Origin of the sequence: Rhodococcus sp. RS1C4, assembly GCF_002258225.1 — a bacterium.
Classification (GTDB): Bacteria; Actinomycetota; Actinomycetes; order Mycobacteriales; family Mycobacteriaceae; genus Rhodococcoides; species Rhodococcoides fascians_E.
The window spans coordinates 1-19,537 of sequence record NZ_NOXZ01000044.1; the positions used below are offsets into that span (position 1 = coordinate 1).

The window sequence follows — 19,537 nt, forward strand, 5'->3', positions numbered from 1 at the left end:
ACGAACCGCTCCGCCGTCAACGAAAAACGATCATGATAACCACGAGCCACACCAGGACCCGACAAATACAACTCACCCACCACACCCACCGGAACAGGCTGCAGGCGCGAGTCCAGGACGAGCTGTTCCGAACCCGAGATGGGAGCGCCGATGTCGACACCACGATCGACCGTCAGTGGCTCGCTGACCGACGAGAACACCGTGGCCTCGGTCGGACCGTACGCATTGAACAGCGACCGCCCTGCACCCCACCGCTCGACAAGCTCCGCACTCGCTGCATCACCACCGGTCACCACGACCTGCAGATCGTCCAGACCCGACGGATCCACCGACGCCAACGCAGCAGGCGTCACGAACGCATGGGTCACCGACTCGCCCGACAACACTGCAGCCAACTCGGAACCGCCGTACACATCCGTCGGCGCGATCACCAGTGTGCCGGCGCCGCCGAAGGCCAGCAGCACTTCGAGCACCGACGCATCGAAGCTCGTCGAGGCGAACGCGAGCACACGTGAGTCGGTGGTGACCCGGAAGCGAGCCCGCTCCTCCTCCACGAAGTCGCCGAGTCCGCGGTGCGTGACCACCACGCCCTTCGGCACACCTGTCGATCCCGAGGTGTAGATCAGATACGCCGCATCGTCCAGCGACGGCACCGGACTCGGTGTTTCAGGCCTCGGTGTTTCAGGACTCGGTGTTTCAGGACTCGACACAGTCTCGGCAGCGACGAGGTTCGATTCGTCGAGCGAGACCCAATCCACCGAGGGCCCGGACTCGGCCAGTACGTCGATGTACTCCGACGTCGACACCCCTACCGCGACACCGGAATCCGACAGCATGTGCGCAAGGCGATCCGCCGGGTACGACGGGTCGACCGGTACGAATGCACCGCCGGCCTTGGCCACTGCCCACACGGCAATCACGTACTCCACCGAGCGACGCAATCCGACTGCCACGAACGAACCGACACCGACGCCGCGTGCGACCAACAGCTCGCCCAATGCAGTCGACCGAGAATCCAGCTCTCCGTAGGTCACCGGTGCACCCGAACCCGCAACCACCAATGCCTCGGCACTCGCCCCCGCGGCCTTCACCGCGGAGGCGAAGATCTCCGGCAACAACTGCCCGCCCACCGACGACGCACCGCGAACCGGGACCAGCGCAGCCCGCTCGGCGGACGTCAGAACATCGACGTCGCCGACCGGACGGGCCGGATCGGTGGCCGCGCTGCGCAGCAACGTCACGAGCCTGTCGAGATGCGCCTGCGCTCGGCCGTCGTCCGCTTCCGAGTCATGGACGAACCGAATCGACATACCGGCGGGAACGCCGAGCGCATCGAACGTCTCGTGCACGGTGACCACGACGTCGACCACATCGAGATCGTCGCCCAGGTCCTCGACTCCGAACGACAGAAGCACGCGGATCAAGTCCGCTTTCGTGGACCCCGCCGAGTTGACCGTCGCACCGACCGACTCCAGCGATGCGCCCGCGTGAGCCAGTGCAGCCGAATCGATGTCACGCAGCCGAGCACCGAGATCGGAGAACGACTCCGCTGCGTCGACCGACGACCGGAGGACGACGACGTTGCCGTCGGTCGATCGCGTACGCACGCCGATCGAGATGTCGGTTTCGTCGGCGAGTCGTGACAGCAGCACGGCCAATGCCGAGTGGACGGACACCAGCACGCTGGCGTTCTGGTGGTTGGCCGCCGACAACAGTCCGCGGTGGGTGGCGGCGTCGATCGACGCGGAGGCTGTCCTCGGAGTCGGAGCGCCCGTCCGTTCCCCAGTGGATGCTGCGCTGTCGAACCCGGCGAAACCGACGGGGCTGGGCGCGTCGGAGAGCACCGAGGTCCAGTAGTCGAGTTCGGAACGCTCGGCGCGCCGAATCCTTCCCACGTCCGCACTCGGGCGATGAACGGTATCGACCGCGTCGTGCGGGCTCGCTTCGACGAACGCGTCGACGACCTCGACGAACGTGCGGTGGTGACGGACGAGGTCCTCGTCGACGTAGCGATTCGGGTTTCCGCGGAAGTCCACGAACGTTCGTGCAGGGCTACCACTCTGGTAGATGTTGACCAGCAGGTCCTCGACCGGACCGGAAGTGACGATGTTGAATTCGCCTGCAATGGAACCGAGTTGGATCTGCTGGTGGAACAGCATCACGTTGACCATCGGACCCGTGAGGTCGGCGTCCCGGCCGCGCGTCGCGAGTTCGCGCCGAATGTCTTCGAGGCTGAACCTCTGGTGACGCAACGCACCCATGAGTTCCAGCTGCACCTGCTGTACGAGGTCGCCCACGGTGCCGTCGGGATCCACACGGATCGACAGCGGAGCGACGTTGACGAGCATGCCACCCGAACGACGGAGCAACGCGGTGGTTCTTGCCGACACTGGAATGTTGATCAGCACCTCGTCGCGCCCGGTGACCCTGGCGAGGTAGCACGCGAACGCGGCGATGACGACGGCCGCGGACGTCGCGCCCTTGGTCGCGTCCGATGCTTCGAGCGCATCGACGATCTCGGTGCGCAACGCTTCGCTCGACAGTGTGCTTGCCGCGACGGTCGCGCCGGGTGTGTTCGCGAGGGAAGCACCACCACGCGCGTGGCCGACGTGTTCGACCCAGTAGTCGCGGTCCGATTCGAATCGACCGGAGGAGCGGTACTCCTGGTCCAGCTGGTACAGCTTCTGCAGTTCGGCGGCTTTGGCCGGTGGCGGCTGTGTGCCTTCCTGCTCCGCGGTGTAGAGCTCCGCCGTCCGATTCACCATCGTCATGGCTCCGTAGCCGTCGAGCGCAACGTGGTGGATCTTGCTGTACCAGAGGTACCGGTCGTCCTCGACGTGAAGAATCCAGACGTCCACCAGGCGATCGGTGGTCACGTCGACCGGAGCGGTGTAGTTGCGATCGATCCACGTCTTCGCCGCGGCCATGGGGTCGTCCTCGGACCGCAGATCGAGGTAGTCGACCGAGTCGTCGATGCTGTGATCGATCACCTGCATCGGTTCGCCGTCGACCTCGAACAGACGGATGAAGGCGGACTGGAACTCATGGCCGGCTTGACGCGTCGACTTCCTCAACAACTCCAGGTCGAGGTCGCCCCGCAAGTCCACGTACTGCGCGATGCAGACAGGAACCGACGGCGCCAACTGCTGCGCGAACCACATTCCACGCTGAGCCGACGACAACGGGAACGGCTCCGATGCACCTCCCTCGGGAGGAAGTGATCCATGGGACTCGCCTGAGACCGCGGCGCGCATTCAGACACCTTTCCGAGTCGACGTCGAAAGAGACGACGAACGCAGCGAAGAATTGTCAGGGACAGTTGCCGAGGTACGTGCAGTCAACAGTCATTTCCGTTCCGAGCGTGGTTCAGCAACTGGGCCCTGGTCGAGTACAGGTCTATCGGTACGGCTATCCGCCTACCCGACCGTTCACAGTTGGTTCGTTGCGCGCTGCGGTCGGGATTGGGTTCGAAAAGAATGCCGAAAAAGGCTCGATGCCGGTTTTCGATACATTCGATGGACTTGGGGATTCATTTGGAGAAATTGGTTGAATTCGATAACCGAGCAGCGCACACATCATCGACGACCCCTCCCGTACGTACACGTCACCGACCGCGCAATTGCGGGAAATTGCGCGCCAACGATCAGTTGCGATCCAGGGACCACAGCGGTCTACAAACATACAATAAGAACCCGCCGGTTTTGTAGCGGATCACTATTGAAGAATCGAGCCTACGTCACGATTCGTTACACGAATCGCGCTCTCGAACAGGCCGACCAGGAATCCTCCGTCCGAATGACAGCTCGACATTCCCGAGAACCGCTCACGCTCGAATATCGGATTCGAAACCCTTTTCCTGCGCTTTTTCGGACTTCGAGTTTGTTCTTCTGCCGATCACTGCGGTGCCGATCACGAACGCCCCGGCCAGCACACACAGCAGATACTCCGGCCACGGACCCACTGCGGTGGCAATCGTCGTATCGGTCCGAAGAGCGACACGTTGAACGAGAACCTCCGGCACGAACAGATCGCTCGCTTGCTCGACATCGCCCCGCGGCGACACCGTCGCGCTGATTCCGCTCGTTGCGGCGACAACGACGTCGCGGCCGTGCTCGACCGCGCGAACACGGGACATGGCCAACTGCTGGTACGTCATCTCGGTGTCCCCGAAGGTCGCGTTGTTCGTGGGGATCGCGATGAACTGGGCACCCGATCGAACGGACTCGGTCAACGCTCGGTCGAACGCCACCTCGTAACAGGTTGCGATTCCGACTGCCACGCCCGCGGCGTGGACGACACCGTTACCCGTGCCTGGCACGAAATACCCGGCACGATCGGCATACTCGGAGAACAACCGGAAAAAACTTCGGTAGGGCAAGTACTCACCGAAGGGTTGAATGATCTTCTTGTCGTGTCGTTCACCCGGACCGTCGGCACCGTTCCAGGCGATCACCGAATTGGTGGTAGTCCTGTCGTCGTTGACCAGAACGGAACCGACCAGAATCGGAGCACCGACGGCCTCCGACGCCTCGGTGATCAGTGCCGCCGCGTCCGCGTTTCGCAACGGGTCTATGTCCGACGCATTTTCCGGCCACACGACGATGTCCGGTTCGGCCACTCGGCCCGCCGCCACGTCGTCGGCCAGGCGCAGCGTCTCGCGGACGTGGTTGTCCAACACCGCACGTCGTTGCGCGTTGAAGTCGAGGCCCAACCGAGGAACACTCCCCTGCACGGCCGCCACGGTGATGGATGGTTCGTCCCCGGACGCCTGCGCGGGCGCGAGGGTCGGCAACAGTGCGAGCGCGGCAACGGACGCGACCACGGTGGTAGCGGTGGCTGTTGCCCATCGGCCACGCGAACGTGGCCCGAGGATGCACGCCACGAGCGCTGCGATTCCGCATCCTGTCAACGCCACACCGAAACTCAGCAGCGGCGCTCCTCCGACACTCGCCAACGGCAGTAGAAACCCGTCCGGCTGGCCGAATGCGAGTCTGCCCCACGGAAAGCCCCCGAACGGAAACGACGACCGCGCCCACTCGACGAGACTCCATGCCAGGGCAATCGACAGTGGCCACCACCGAGACCTCCCGAGGACGGCTGCAAGGACGCCGAAGACACCGATGAACACGGACTCGGCGGCCGCCAGGGCCAACCAGGGCAACGGCCCGACGTACACGCCGATCCAGGGAAGCAGCGGGACGAAGAAGCCGAGGCCCGCCACGAATCCGTACCCGAAGCCTGCTTTCTTCGACGGGCGGTTCGAAGACCCGATACCCGACACGACCCCGACGAGGATCGCGACACCGACCGGGGCGAGGAACCACAGGTGCCGAGGCGGGAAGCTCGCGAACAGCAAGAGACCGGCGACAGCAGCGAGGACGGTGGAAACACCGACGCGCAGGAACGCGCGCGGATCACGCTTCATGGATCACTCGTCCGCGGTGCACCGTGCGCAGGCAACGAGGGCTCGGAGACTGCGGATCGAGGGCGGGCAGCGGGGGTACTCCGGCCCTCGGATCGGTAGACCACCGTGCAACCGAATCGGCGGGTGCGCGCACGACCAGCTCGTCGGCATCCCAGACTGCGTAGCTCGCGGGGGCACCGGGAAGCAGCGTACCTGCCAGACCGTCGCGCACACCGCCCGCTCGCCACGCACCTCTGGTGGCAGCCGAGAACGCCGCCCGAGGTGACACCGCGCTTCCTGGAGTGCGGTGTCCGACTGCGTATCGCAGAACGCCCCATGGATCGACCGTCGTCACCGGGGCGTCCGATCCGAATGCAAGGGACACACCTCTCGATGCGAGCGAGGCGAACGGGTTCAGCTCCCGCGCCCGCTCCACGCCGAGTCTGGATGCGTAGAGGGCGTCGTCACCACCCCACAACCCGTCGAAGGCCGGTTGCATGCTGGCGATCACCCCGAGAGACGCAAGAACGTCCGCCTGCGCGTCCGACACCATCTCCAGGTGCTCTATCCGGTGCCCGAGCGCAGCTACCGCCGGACCGCCGAACACCTCGGCGGTCCGGAGCAGCGCCGCGGTGACAGCGCCGACGGCACCGTCCCCGATTGCATGAAATCCCGCCTGGATGCCGGCTTCGGTACACGCGGACAGATGAGCGGCGATGGACTCGACGTCCTGGAAGGCGATGCCGGTGCCGTCATGGTCGGCGTACGGCTCGGTCAGCCACGCCGTGTGGGAGCCGATGGATCCATCGACGAACAGGTCCCCGCCCAGCGCGGCCGCACCCGTCGACGAGAGCAGCTCGCGGGCGTGCTCAGCGCTGGTGGCCAGTTCGCCCCAATAGCCGCGGACCTCGACACCGTGCTGCGTCGCCGACAACTCGGCGAAGTCGGTGGCGCCCGAGATGTCCGGGCCCGCGCACTCGTGAACCGCGCAAATACCCTGGGCTGCAAACAGATCCAGTGCCGCGAGCCGGGCCCGCGTGCGCAGCCGCGGGCCGATCAATGCCCGAGCAGTGGACCGGACCGCGTGATGGGCGTCGGCCGTGACCGGCTCCTGCGGGTCGAACCCCAACTGGGAGCTCGTGAGTCCGCTGGCAGTCCGAAGGGGCGTCGAGCAGGCGGCCGAATGTGCGTCGATCCGTGACAGGTACACGTTTCGGCCGGGCGCAATCCCGTCCAGATCGGCAGTGGTCAGCGCCCCGCCATCGCCCCACGTCGAATCGTCCCAACCTTGTCCCCACACCACATCGTCGGATGTCTGCTCGACGTGCCGCCGGATTCGGTCCAGGCAGTCGGCCCGAGTCGCAGCTCCCGTCAGATCCAGTCCGACGACGGACAACCCGAGTGCCGTCGTGTGCACGTGCGAATCGACGAACGCAGGCGCGACGAATGCGCCTGCGAGATCGATTTCCTCGGCGCCCGGATGCAGGGCTCTGCCCGTGCGATCCTCGCCGGTCCATGTCACGACACCGTCGGTGACGGCCATCGCCGTTGCGTCGGGTGCCGTCGGGCTGTAGATCCGTCCACCGAGGAGCAGTTGGGTACTCACGACAGACCAGTCTGCCCTCAGCGAGTGGGCTTCTGGAAATCCTGAGGCTGAGCTTCGATGATCGCCCCGGACGGCCGCGGGCCCGTCGAATCCGGGACGACCTCGCCGTCGATGACCGTCGGCCGCATCCGCGCCGTGGTCGCGGCGACAGTGGGCATCCACCGCGCTGCGGCGAGCAGGACCAACGGACGCAACGCCCACCTCGTGAACGGCAGCAGGAGCAGGATGCCGAAGAGCGACGTCACCAAGCCGGGCACGAACATCGCCACCGCGCCTATGGCGAACAGCACACCGTCCGCGACTGCGACACCGGGCGCACGCTCACCACGTCCGGCGGCGCGCAAGCCGTCCATCACCCGGCGTCCCTGAGAGCGGACCAGGATCAAGCCGACAGCCGACCCCGCCAGCAACAGCAGCACGGTCCACAGCACACCGATGGCGCTTCCTACTGCGACCAGGGCAGCTACCTCGACGATCACGTAAAGAAGAAAGAGAGCAAACACCGTCGTTCCTTTCGTTGCCTGTAGCGACAACGAACGAAGTGGTCTGGAATACTCCCGACCCCCGAGAGGTCTTCGTTTTTTATCAGGAACCGAGGCGCCCTACGACCCAGGACGAACGAGTCCGGTCTCGTAGGCGAGCACCACAGCCTGCACTCGGTCACGTAGACCGAGCTTCGTGAACATGCGACCGACGTGGGTTTTGACCGTCGCCTCGGACAAACCGAGCCGTTGCGCGATCTCGGCGTTCGACAATCCCGTCGCCAGCAGCTCGAGGACTTCGCGTTCGCGATCGGTCAAAGCGTCGAGCATCGCTGGATCACGCAACGGGGTGGCCTCGTCCGCGACCATTCTCGTCAGCAATCGCTTGGTGACCTTGGGCGAGACGACGGCATCTCCCCCGGCGATGCTGCGGATGGCGGACACCAGATCGTCCGGTGGAGTGTCCTTGAGGAGGAACCCGCTCGCACCGGCGCGGATCGCGCCAAGCACATGCTCGTCCAGATCGAAGGTCGTCATCACCAGCACCCGCGAGTGCGACGCCGAGGACGTGATCTGCTCGGTCGCCTCCACGCCGTCGATGCCGGGCATCCGTACGTCCATCAGAACGACGTCGGGCTGCAGGTCGGCCACCGCCTCCAACGCCGCTTTGCCGTCGGCGGCCTCACCGACGACGTCGATGTCCTCCTGCGCGTCGAGCACCATCGTCAGTCCCATACGCATGAGTTCCTGGTCGTCGACGATGAGAACGGATATCGGCACCTGCACAACCTATCTTCACTCGAGCGGTAGCTCTGCTCGTACTCGCCACCGACCGTCCGACATCCTGCCCGCGTCCAACGTTCCGTGCAGAACTGCGACCCGCTCCCGCATACCCAGCAAGCCGTTTCCCGTCCCTTCGACGGCGATGGGCGGGGCACCGACACCGCTGTTGAGAATCTCGACGAGCACGTCCTCGTCGCGACGGATCACCGACACCGACGCTTTCGGGGCGTGTCCACCGTGCCGAAGCACGTTCGTCAGCGATTCCTGGACCAGCCGGTGGACACCCAGGCTGATCGCCGGACTGATGTCGTCGAGATTGCCGGTCTGCTCCAGCTCCACGTTCAATCCGGCCCTCGACATCATGTCCACCACCTTCGCGAGGCCGGCGGTGCCGTACATCGGCATGTCGTCCGCGTGCGGGTTGGTGCGCAGAAGCGCAACCGTGCGCCGTAGTTCGGCGAGAGCCGCGCGTCCCGTTGCGGAAATGTTCGCCACAGCCTGCTCGGCACGTTCGGGATCCTTCCGGATCGCGTAGGACGCACCGTCCGCCTGGACGACCATCACGCTCACTCCGTGGGCGATCACGTCGTGCAGCTCTCGTGCGATGCGGGTGCGCTCCATCGCCACCGCATCCTCCGCCCGCCGATCACGGTCGTACTCCGCGACGGCGAGCCGTGCCTCGACCGCCTCGTCGTAGGCACGACGTGCGCCGAGGAACTCCGCCGCCAGCCAGGCCAGCGCGTACATCAGCACCGTGAACAGAATCGACGTGAACGGATCCTGATCGAGGAAGACCAACGACACCATCCCGTCGACGGCCACAGCAACGAGGTAGATCGCACCCTCGCGCCGACCGACGTACGCCACCAGCGTGTACAGCATGATCGGAAGCGCGAGCAGCGACGGATGCAGACTGGTCGTGTCCCCCAGCGCATGTCCGGTGAGAACACTCAGGATGGACACGATCAGTACCGCTCCGGACACTGTTCGCGGGTGTCGCCTGCGCCACGCGACCGGAGCCGACACAGCGACGGCGACCAGCACGAACAAAGGCCACAGCACATCCGTGGCCGAGCCGATGAACACTATGGCGTCGGTCAGGAACAACGCGCAGGCCAGAAGAGAATCCGCGACGAAGGGCTTGCCCCTGAGCCACAGGCTGAATCTGCGCATGTGATTGAGTTTGCCGTATGACGGCTGCCGACTGGGGATTGCTCATGGTTGCCGCGTTCAGCGCCGGTTGGGTCGATGCCGTCGTCGGAGGCGGCGGCCTCATTCTGCTTCCGGCACTGCTCGTCGTCGCCCCTGGATTGTCCGCACAAGCCGCTTTGGCGACGAACAAGATGACCGCGGTGTTCGGAACGTGCGCAGCCGTCGTCACCTTCGCTCGCAAGATAAAGATCGAATGGCGAGTGATGGCGCCTGCAGGCCTTGCCGCAGCCGTCACGTCGGCATGCGGTGCGGCCGCAGTCTCTCTCATCGACCGCGACCTGTTCATTCCGATCATCATGGTCGTCCTCGTGGGAGTCGCCATCCTGGTGACGGCGCGGCCGACGATCGGCACTGTGGCAGCCCACAATCCACCGAGTCGACGCAAGTTTCTCGTGGTGGTCTTCCTGGCGGCGGGTGCATTCGGCTTCTACGACGGAATCCTCGGACCGGGCACCGGCACGTTCTTCATCATCGCGTTCGCCACCCTGCTCGGTACCGAGTTCGTCCGCAGTGCGGCGATGGCGAAAGTGCTGAACCTCGGTTCCAACGTAGGCGCTTTGGCCTTCTTCGCGATCACTGGCCACGTGCTGTGGCAATTGGGTGCTGCGATGGCCGTGTGCAATGTGATCGGCGCGCTGCTCGGGTCGAGGACCGCACTGTCGAGGGGATCGGGGTTCGTCCGAATCGTGCTGTTGGTGGTCGTGATCGGCATGGTTGTCCGCCTGGGATGGCAACAGTTCGGCTAATCTCCATCCCTGTGACCCTGCCTCCGCACACGCACACACGCACCGTCGATGCGGATTTTCTCGAACTCCCTCTGAAAGCACTGGCCGGTGCCGCACTGGAGGCGGCGAAGCGAGCCGGGGCATCCCACGCGGACTTCCGAGTCCACCGATTGGTCACCCAGTCACTGAACATGCGCGACAGCATCGTTCAGTCGGCGGTGGACAGTTCGGAGATCGGTCTCGCGGTCCGTGTGGTCGTCGACGGAACGTGGGGGTTCGCGTCCGAATCCGAACTGTCGGAAGCGTCTGCGTCGAAGGCAGCGCAGTCCGCTGTTGCAGTCGCCCGGGCACTGCGATCGCTCAACCGCGAATCCGTCGAACTGGCCGACGAACCCGTGTACCGCGACGCGACGTGGGTGTCCCCCTACACCGTCGATCCGTTCTCGGTCCCGACGACGGAGAAAGTAGAGCTTCTCGCCGCCTACTCGGATTCCCTCCGCACCGCCGAGGGCATCGATCACGTCACTGCGTCCGTCCTGCAGGTCAAGGAGCAGGCGTTCTACGCCGATCTCGCCGGCAGCTCCATCACCCAGCAGCGGATTCGCCTGCACCCACAGTTCGAGGCCACCACCGTCGACCACGAGGCAGGCGCGTTCGAGACGATGCGCACGTTGGCACCTCCCACCAGTCGCGGATGGGAGTATCTCGGCGCCGGCAGCACCTGGGACTGGTCCGACGAACTGGAGCGGATTCCTTACTGGTTGTCGGAGAAGGTGAAGTCTCCGACGGTCACCCCCGGCAATCTGGACCTGGTCATCGACCCGACCAACCTGTGGCTCACCATCCACGAATCGATCGGCCATGCAACCGAATACGATCGTGCCATCGGATACGAGGCCGCCTACGCGGGCACGTCGTTCGCCACGCCGGACAAGTTGGGGACGCTGAAGTACGGCAGTGACCACATGCACGTCACTGCGGATCGCACCGAACAGCACGGACTCGCGAGCATCGGATACGACGACGACGGTGTCGCCGCGCAGCAGTGGGACCTGGTCAAGGACGGCGTACTGGTCGGCTACCAGCTCGACCGCGTGTTCGCCCCCAGACTCGGCCTGCCTCGTTCCAACGGCTGCTCGTACGCCGACTCGCCGCACCACGTACCGATCCAGCGCATGGCCAACGTGTCGCTTCGACCGGACCCCGACACCGATCGCACAGTCGACGATCTCGTAGCCGAAGTCGAGGACGGCATCTACATCGTCGGCGACAAGTCCTGGTCCATCGACATGCAGCGGTACAACTTCCAGTTCACCGGCCAACGCTTCTTCAGGATCAGGAACGGCCGGCTCGACGGCCAGGTTCGCGACGTCGCGTATCAGGCGACGACAACCGATTTCTGGGGTTCGATGGACCTCGTCGGCGGCAAGTCCACGAGGCGGCTCGGTGGTGCGTTCAACTGCGGCAAGGCACAACCCGGGCAGGTCGCGGCGGTCAGCCACGGATGCCCGGCTGCACTGTTCCGCGGTGTCAACGTGCTCAACACTCGATCGGAGGCAGGCCGATGATCGCCGGACACGAGGTGATCGAACGTGCACTGTCCGCGGCGACGGTCGACGAGACGATCGTGATCGTCACCGATTCCAGCGAGGCCTCGCTTCGCTGGGCCGGCAACTCGATGACCACCAACGGCATCTCGACGCTTCGACGCTGGACGGTGATGTCGATCGTCCGCACCGACGCAGGGGCACGCGCCGCGACCGTGTCCTCCACGTCGGTGGATCCAGCGGACATCGCGGGCGTCGTCGCCGCAGCGGAACGAGCAGCGCGCGCGGCCGGTGTCGCCGAGGATGCGATGCCGCTTCTGACGGGCACCAGCGTGCCGGACGGCTGGGAGGCACCGTCGCAGCGAACGAACATCGACGTGTTCGGTTCGCTCACCGGTGGCCTGTCGTCGGGGTTCGACGGCACCGACCAGCTCTACGGATTCGCACACCACCAGGTGGAGACGGTGTGGCTGGGAAGTTCGACCGGGATCCGCAAGCGATACACCCAACCGACAGGATCGGTGGAGATCAACGGCAAACGCGGTGACGCCAGCGCGTGGGTCGGCACCGGGACCACGCGGTTCGACGACGTCGCGGTGGACTCACTGCTGGCCGATCTGTCCACGCGCCTGGACTGGGCCGACACACGCGTCGACCTCCCGGCAGGACGGTACGAGACGATACTGCCTCCGTCGGCAGTCGCCGATCTGATGATCTATCTCATGTGGACGATGGAGGGTCGGGGCGCCCAGGAAGGACGCACCGCATTGTCGCGCGCCGGTGGAACTCGCATCGGAGAGAAACTCGGCACTCTCGACCTGACATTGTTCTCCGATCCCGCGGCACCCGGCCTCCAGTACTCGCCGTTTCTGGCGACGGCATCGTCCAACGACTCGGTGTCACTGTTCGACAACGGGCTGCCGACCTCACGCGTCGACTGGATCGCCGACGGCGTGATCAATGCCCTCTCCTATCCCCGCTTCGCAGCCGAGGAGTACGCGACTCCCGTGACCGCGCCCGGGGACAACCTGATCCTCACCGGTGGCGACACGTCCATCGAGGACATGATCGCCGGGACCGAACGTGGTCTGCTTTTGACCACGCTGTGGTACATCCGCGAGGTCGATCCCGCGACGCTGCTGCTGACCGGCTTGACACGAGACGGCGTCTACCTGGTCGAGGACGGCGAGGTCGTCGGATCGACGAACAACTTCCGTTTCAACGAAAGCCCGCTCGACCTGCTCCGACGAGCAAGCCAAGCGGGCATCAGTTCGCCGACACTACCTCGGGAATGGAAGGACTGGTTCACGCGAACAGCGATGCCGCCGTTGCGCATTCCGGACTTTCACATGTCCTCGGTCAGCGCGGCCCAGTAGTCGTCGACACCTACTCGGCCGGTCCCGACACCTCGAGTGCGATGTTGTCGGGGTCGCGGAACTCGAGGATCGCGAGGCCGGGGCCTCCGCTCTTGATTCCCTCGTGCGCGATACCCAATCGGTCGAGAGTGTCCACCGCATCCTGCAGCGCCTGCCGACTGTCCACGCCGAAACTCAGGTGATCGAGCCCCGCACGGTCCGCGTCGAAGTTGTCGTCGTCCGGTGCGACCGGACGGAGACCGAACAATCCGCCGGGGAACTGGTAGATGACTCCACCGAACAGAAACCACAGGGATTTCTTGGTCTCCTCGTCGGCATTCGGGTCGTACTCGAACGCCACATCGAAACCGAACACGTCGTCGTAGAACTTTCGCGACACGTCGATGTCGCTGACCGTGAGCCGGACATGATGGAAATCCGTAGCTGCAATCGGCACGGTGCTTCTCCGCTCTGGTGGTCTCTGCCACCCGTTGTTGGTCCTCTATCCGACACCGCCCTGCCTGTCGTCCGCAGGCCGCCGACGTACATGTACCCACTTGCGCATATCGGAATCAGACCGAACGGGATCAGGTGACACCGCGTCACGCGGACCCGTCGTACACCTGAACTCCGCCCAGATAGGTCGCGAGAACGTCCAGGTCCGCGATGGTCTCCGGTGGGACGTCACGGGGGTCGGCGGACAGAACGACGAAGTCCGCGTACTTGCCGACCTCGATCGATCCGATGACGTCGTCGGAGAACAACTGCCAGGCGGCATCGATGGTCTGCGCGCGGATGGCCTGATCGACCGTCAGGCACTCTTCCGGGGCGGACACCGATCCGCTGGGCGTCGTTCTGGTCACCGCCACGGCGATGTTGCGCAGCGGTTCCTCGGGTGTGACCGGCGGGTCGTTGTGCAGCGAAATCCTCATGCCTGCTGCGACGGCAGACCCGGCAGGCATCCAACGGCTACCGTGCTCGGGACCGAACAGTCCGTCCACCAGGACGTCTCCCCAGTAGTGGATCTGATCGACGAACAGACTGCACGTGACACCGAGAGCCACAGCACGCCTCAACTGATCCTGCCGGATCGCGCCGACGTGTTCGAGCCGAAGCCGGTGATCGGAACGAGGATGACGGCGAAGCACACTGTCGTAGACATCGAGAATCGTGTCGATCCCGTTGTCTCCCATCACGTGACACGCGATCGGCCAGCCGCGCGGGAAGTAGGCGTCGACGATCTCGGTCAGTTGTTCGTGGGTGTAGTTGGCGTGTCCGCAGGACCCGGGTTCGACGCCGATGCTGCGGGTCGCGTCGGTGTCCAGGTACGGGAACGACAGATCTATGTTGCCGATCCACGGCGAGCCGTCCACCCAGATCTTGATTCCGGTGTGCCTGATCATGTCGTCCCCAGCCCCGGGATCGGTGCTCGCCGTCATCGCCGGACTCGACATCTCGTAGGTCCGGAGCCGGACGGTCAACGCTCCGGACTCCTCGAACCCGGCCACCAGCGGCCCGAATTTCGGGTCGTACGCCATCTCGGAACACGTCGTCAGGCCGGCACGGTTCAGCCGTGCACATTCAGCGGCAAGCATGGCCGGATAACCCCCTGCGGTCATCGCACCCGCGACGAGCGGAAACACCGCTCCGGTTTCCCGCGCGGTCCCGTCCAGCTCGCCGTCGACGTCTCGGCCGTACGCCGCGCCTTTGGGGTCGGGGGTGTCTCGATCCAGACCCAGGCTCCGTGCTGCTGCCGAATTGAAGAACGCGAGATGCCCGGAATTGTGCAGAACGACCAGGGGTGTTGCCGGCGCGATCGAGTCCAGCCAGTCCAGTGTCGGATCGGGAAGTCCGTGCTGCAACAGTGCATCCCAGCCGCTGAGGAACGCTCCGTCGTCACCGCGTCTGGCGACTTCGCTCCGTATCGCGTCCAGGATTTGCGTCGGATCGGTCATCGTCACCGGGCGGATGTCGACCATCCGATCCGAGAGCACCAACGCTTCCATGAGCGGATGACCGTGGGCCTCGACGAGCCCCGGCAGCACGCATCCGTCGCCGACGTCGATCACCCGGGTGGCGGGACCGACGAGAGGTTCTGTTTCGGCCCGAGAGCCGACGGCCACGATTCGGCCGCCTCTCACACCGACGGCTTCGGCGGTGGGAAAGGATGGATCGACCGTCAGAATGCGGCCGAGAAGTACCAGGTCTGCGTCACCGAAGTCCGACATGAGCGCCAGTATGGCGCCCGGCGCGGGCAATCACCGCCACATTCGAAGCGACTACGCGCCGTGACCGCCGGATCTCACCCGATCATGATGGGACGACGGAAATGCCGACCGTCCCCGATTTGCCACGACGCAGTGAACTGCCCTTCACCGTCAGCCATCCGAGGATGCCGTACTTCGACGCGATCGCCGCACGTGCCTGCTCGGTACCTGCCGCATCGAGGATCTCGGCGACGCCGTCCACCGCCGCGCCTTCGACCTTGCCACGCGCAGTGCACGGCGCAACCGTCACCTTCGCGTTTCGCTTGATCCGCTTGACCTTCCACGAGTCCGTCGTCGTCCACACCAGCAGCCGGTCGCCGTCGCGCGCCCCCCACAGCGGCGTCGCGACGGGCGTGCCGTCCTTCTTGAACGTGGTGAGCGAAACGTACTTGCCGTCGGCGATCTCCTGGAACGTGGCCATGCCGACCAGGATACGGCTATTCGCCCTCGAGGTCGCCTTCCGTTTCCAGGTAGACCTGGCGCAACCCATCGAGGATGTGCTGGTCCGGTTCCGCCCACATCTTGCGTTCGACGGCCTCGAGCAGCCTTTCGGCGATGCCGTGCAGCGCCCACGGGTTGGACTGCTGCATGAACTTCTGATTCTGCTCGTCCAACACGTACGTCTCGGCCAGCTTCTCGTACATCCAGTCCGCGACGACGTCGGTGGTGGCGTCGTACCCGAACAGATAATCGACGGTCGCCGCCATTTCGAATGCGCCCTTGTATCCGTGCCGACGCATCGCCTCCAGCCACCGCGGGTTGACGACGCGTGCACGGAACACGCGTGCGGTCTCCTCCGACAACGTGCGGGTCCGCACCGACTCCGGTCGCGTGCTGTCGCCGATGTATGCCTCGGGCGACTTCCCCGTCAGAGCGCGGACGGTGGCGACCATGCCGCCGTGGTACTGGAAGTAGTCGTCGGAATCGGCGATGTCGTGCTCACGCGTGTCGGTGTTCTTGGCAGCCACGGCAATTCGTTTGTACGCCGTGCGCATGTCGTCCGACGCAGGAACGCCGTCGAGTCCGCGTCCGTACGCGAACCCACCCCAGGTCGTGTAGACCTGGGCCAGATCCTCGTCGCTCCGCCACGTCTTGCTGTCGATCAGCTGAAGCAGACCCGCACCGTAGGTGCCCGGCTTCGAACCGAAAATGCGCGTCGTGGAACGACGTTCGTCACCGTGCTCGGCGAGGTCCGCCTGCGCGTGCGCACGCACGTAGTTCTGCTCCGCCGGCTCGTCCAACGCAGCTACCAGACGAACCGCGTCGTCGAGCAACGCCAGAACGTGTGGGAAGGCGTCACGGAAGAACCCACTGATGCGAACGGTCACGTCGATGCGCGGCCTACCGAGTTCTTCGAGGTCGATGACCGCAAGCGTGGTGACACGGCGCGACGCTTCGTCCCACACCGGCGACACACCGAGGAGCGCGAAGACCTCGGCCACATCGTCTCCCGACGTGCGCATCGCCGACGTGCCCCACACCGACAACCCGACCGATTTCGGCCACTCGCCGTGATCCTTCCGGTACCGAGCCAGCAGCGACTCCGCCATCGCCTGCCCGGTTTCCCAGGCCAGCTTCGACGGCACGGCCTTGGGGTCGACCGAATAGAAGTTGCGCCCGGTGGGGAGCACGTTGATCAAGCCGCGCAACGGCGAACCGCTGGGGCCCGCAGGGATGAATCCACCGTCGAGGGCGTGCAGAACCTGCTCGATCTCGCGCGAGGTACCGCGCAGACGCGGGACCACCTCGGCCGCGGCGAACTTCAGAATCTCGGCAACGGTGGGGCCGTGGTCCCCGGCGACTTCCTCGGCTCGGGACGGATCCCACTGCGTGAGCTGCATCGCCGAAACCAGACCGTGAGCGATCGACTCGACCTCGTCGACTCGGACGCGCTCCTCGTCGCCGTCCTCACTGAGCCCGAGAGCCTCGCGCAAGCCGGGAACCGACTGCTCGCCGCCCCACATCTGACGAGCCCGGAGCATCGCCAGAACGAGCACGACCTCGGCGTCGCCGACGGGTTCGGACCCGAGCACGTGGAGACCGTCACGGATCTGTACGTCCTTGATCTCGCACAGCCAACCATCGACGTGCAGAAGCATGTCGTCGAACACTTCTTCGTCGGGCCGTTCCTCGAGCCCCAGATCGTGGTGCATCTGAGCAGCCGTCATGAGCGTCCAGATCTGCTGGCGGATAGCAGGCAGCTTCGCTGGATCGAGCGCCGAGATGTTCGCGTGCTCGTCGAGCAGTTGCTCGAGACGTGAGATGTCGCCGTAGCTCTCCGCGCGCGCCATCGGAGGAATCAGATGGTCGACGAGAGTCGCGTGTGCGCGCCGCTTCGCCTGGGTGCCCTCACCCGGATCGTTGACGAGGAACGGATAGATGAGCGGCAGGTCACCGAGAGCTGCGTCGGTTCCACACGAGGCGGACATGCCGAGAGTCTTACCCGGCAGCCATTCGAGGTTGCCGTGCTTGCCGAGGTGCACCATCGCGTCGGCTCCGAAACCGCCGTTCTCCGCGGACGCCTGAATCCAGCGATACGCCGCCAGATAGTGGTGGCTCGGAGGCAGATCCGGGTCGTGGTAGATCGCGACCGGCTTCTCGCCGAATCCACGCGGCGGCTGAACCATGATGACGACGTTGCCGAACTGCATTGCGGCGATGACGATCTCGCCTTCGGGATCGACCGACCGGTCCACGTACATATCGCCCGGAGCGGGACCCCAATGTTCCTCGACTGCCGACGTGAGATCCTCGGGTAGTTCCTCGAACCAGTTCCGGTACTGCGCGGCCGAGATACGGATGGGGTTGCCCTCGAGCTGCTCGGAGGTGAGCCAGTCCGGATCCTGACCGCCGCGCGCGATCAGCGCGTGGATCAGAGCGTCACCGTCACGCGCTGCGAGACCCGGAATGGCGTCGGGACCGTCCAGTGGACCCAGATCGTAACCTGCGGTGCGCATCTCGGACATCAAGGCGATCGCACTGGCCGGAGTGTCGAGGCCGACGGCATTGCCGATCCGGGCGTGCTTGGTCGGGTACGCCGAGAACATCAGCGCGATCCGCCGGTCCGCCGCCGGAATGTGCCGAAGCCGTGCGTGACGTACGGCGATACCCGCGACGCGCGCCGCTCGTTCGTGATCGGGAACGTACGTGGTGAGTCCGTCGTCGTCGATCTCCTTGAACGAGAACGGAACGGTGATGAGTCGGCCGTCGAACTCGGGAACGGCCACCTGGGTGGCGACGTCGAGCGGCGAAAGGCCGTCGTCGTTCTCCTCCCACGTCGCGCGACTGCTTGTCAGACACAGTCCTTGCAGAATGGGAACGTCGAGGGCGGCGAGTTCGGCGACGTCCCACGCCTCGTCGTCTCCGCCTGCCGACGCACCTGCGGGTTTGGTGCCCCCGGCCGCCAACACGGTCACGATCATCGCGTCGGCGGACTTCAGAGTGTCGAGCAGCGCGGGTTCGGCGGTGCGCAACGACGCGCAGAAGATGGGAAGCGCGCGGGCACCCTTGGCTTCGACGGCAGCGCTCAGAGCTTCGATGTACGCCGTGTTCCCGGCGAGATGCTGGGCGCGGTAGTACAGAATCGCAACGACAGGAGCGGAGCCTGCGGAGTGACCAGTAGAGACAGGAGCGGAATTTGTGTCGCGGCTGGGTTGACGGTCGAGGGTGCCCCAGGTGGGGGTGTGCATCGGCGCCGCGAATCCGTGTCCGGTCAGCAGCACGGTGTCGGAGAGGAATGCGAAGAGCTGGGCGAGGTTGTCCGGCCCGCCTTCGGCGAGGTAGTTGTGGGCCTGCGCGGCGACGTTGCCGGGAACGGTGGACAGTTCCATGAGTTCGGCGTCGGGTGCCTGTTCTCCGCCGAGAACGACGACGGGGAGTCCGGTCGCGAGGACTGCGTCCACGCCTTCTTCCCACGATCTCTTCGATCCGAGGATGCGGAGCACGATCAGATCGGCGCCGTCGGCCAGGGACGGGACGTCGGCGGCGAGGAGCCGCGAGGGGTTGCCCCACCGATAGTCGGCACCGCTGGCGCGCGCGGACAGCAGATCGGTATCCGAGGTGGACAGCAGCAAGATCACGGGTAACACCCTCCTGGGGTTTTCGCGCCCCTGGTCGTTCTACGTGGCGGCTTCGGAGAGGGTCTGGCTGTGACAGT

13 protein-coding genes are annotated in these 19,537 nt (G+C 65.2%); 3 read left to right on the forward strand and 10 right to left on the reverse strand.

Annotated features, from left to right (window positions below):
- From CH289_RS22315 to CH289_RS22340, 6 genes are all read right to left on the reverse strand, one after another.
- On the reverse strand, nt 1-3,254 hold a 3,254-nt coding region (locus CH289_RS22315; protein ID WP_143545124.1), incomplete at its 3' end, for an AMP-binding protein.
- A 569-nt stretch (nt 3,255-3,823) separates the two neighbouring features.
- A complete protein-coding gene (gene lnt / locus CH289_RS22320; protein ID WP_094728640.1) occupies nt 3,824-5,425 on the reverse strand; it encodes an apolipoprotein N-acyltransferase in 1,602 nt (533 codons plus the stop codon).
- On the reverse strand, nt 5,415-7,010 hold the full coding sequence (locus CH289_RS22325) for an amidohydrolase (RefSeq protein ID WP_094728642.1): 1,596 nt from the start codon (nt 7,008-7,010) through the stop codon (nt 5,415-5,417). Before CH289_RS22325 ends, lnt begins: the two co-directional genes overlap by 11 nt.
- 17 nt (nt 7,011-7,027) lie before the next feature.
- A complete protein-coding gene (locus CH289_RS22330) occupies nt 7,028-7,513 on the reverse strand; it encodes an FxsA family protein (protein ID WP_179276856.1) in 486 nt (161 codons plus the stop codon).
- A gap of 99 nt (nt 7,514-7,612) precedes the next feature.
- Complete coding sequence (locus CH289_RS22335) at nt 7,613-8,272, reverse strand: response regulator (protein WP_027498505.1); 660 nt, start codon at nt 8,270-8,272, stop codon at nt 7,613-7,615.
- Nucleotides 8,273-8,287: 15 nt separating this feature from the next.
- Nucleotides 8,288-9,448, reverse strand: coding sequence for a sensor histidine kinase (locus CH289_RS22340; RefSeq protein ID WP_094711005.1), 1,161 nt, complete (start codon nt 9,446-9,448; stop codon nt 8,288-8,290).
- Between the two features lie 17 nt (nt 9,449-9,465).
- Between CH289_RS22340 and CH289_RS22345 the strand changes: the two genes are divergently transcribed.
- From CH289_RS22345 to CH289_RS22355, 3 genes are read left to right on the forward strand one after another with little or no spacing between them, the layout of a single operon-like run.
- A complete protein-coding gene (locus tag CH289_RS22345; protein WP_020110051.1) occupies nt 9,466-10,233 on the forward strand; it encodes a TSUP family transporter in 768 nt (255 codons plus the stop codon).
- Nucleotides 10,215-11,780 carry a TldD/PmbA family protein gene (locus tag CH289_RS22350; protein ID WP_176458834.1) on the forward strand — a complete coding sequence of 522 codons (1,566 nt, stop codon included), beginning with the start codon at nt 10,215-10,217 and terminating at the stop codon, nt 11,778-11,780. The genes CH289_RS22345 and CH289_RS22350 overlap by 19 nt, the downstream gene beginning before the upstream one ends.
- Complete coding sequence (locus CH289_RS22355; RefSeq protein ID WP_094728644.1) at nt 11,777-13,135, forward strand: metallopeptidase TldD-related protein; 1,359 nt, start codon at nt 11,777-11,779, stop codon at nt 13,133-13,135. Before CH289_RS22350 ends, CH289_RS22355 begins: the two co-directional genes overlap by 4 nt.
- A 10-nt stretch (nt 13,136-13,145) precedes the next feature.
- On the opposite strand, the gene CH289_RS22360 is transcribed toward CH289_RS22355, so the two are convergent.
- The 4 genes from CH289_RS22360 to cobN form a co-directional block, all read right to left on the reverse strand.
- The gene (locus CH289_RS22360) at nt 13,146-13,571 is read right to left on the reverse strand and encodes a VOC family protein (RefSeq protein WP_019666244.1); all 426 of its coding nucleotides are present in this window, start codon (nt 13,569-13,571) and stop codon (nt 13,146-13,148) included.
- A 145-nt stretch (nt 13,572-13,716) separates the two neighbouring features.
- Entirely contained in the window at nt 13,717-15,342 is a 1,626-nt protein-coding gene (locus CH289_RS22365; RefSeq protein WP_037163261.1) for an amidohydrolase, read from the reverse strand.
- Nucleotides 15,343-15,424: 82 nt separating this feature from the next.
- Nucleotides 15,425-15,802, reverse strand: a complete 378-nt coding sequence (locus tag CH289_RS22370) for a PPOX class F420-dependent oxidoreductase (RefSeq protein ID WP_020110055.1) — start codon at nt 15,800-15,802, stop codon at nt 15,425-15,427.
- 16 nt (nt 15,803-15,818) lie between these two features.
- Nucleotides 15,819-19,460 carry a cobaltochelatase subunit CobN gene (cobN, locus tag CH289_RS22375; protein ID WP_094728646.1) on the reverse strand — a complete coding sequence of 1,214 codons (3,642 nt, stop codon included), beginning with the start codon at nt 19,458-19,460 and terminating at the stop codon, nt 15,819-15,821.
- Nucleotides 19,461-19,537 lie beyond the last annotated feature (77 nt).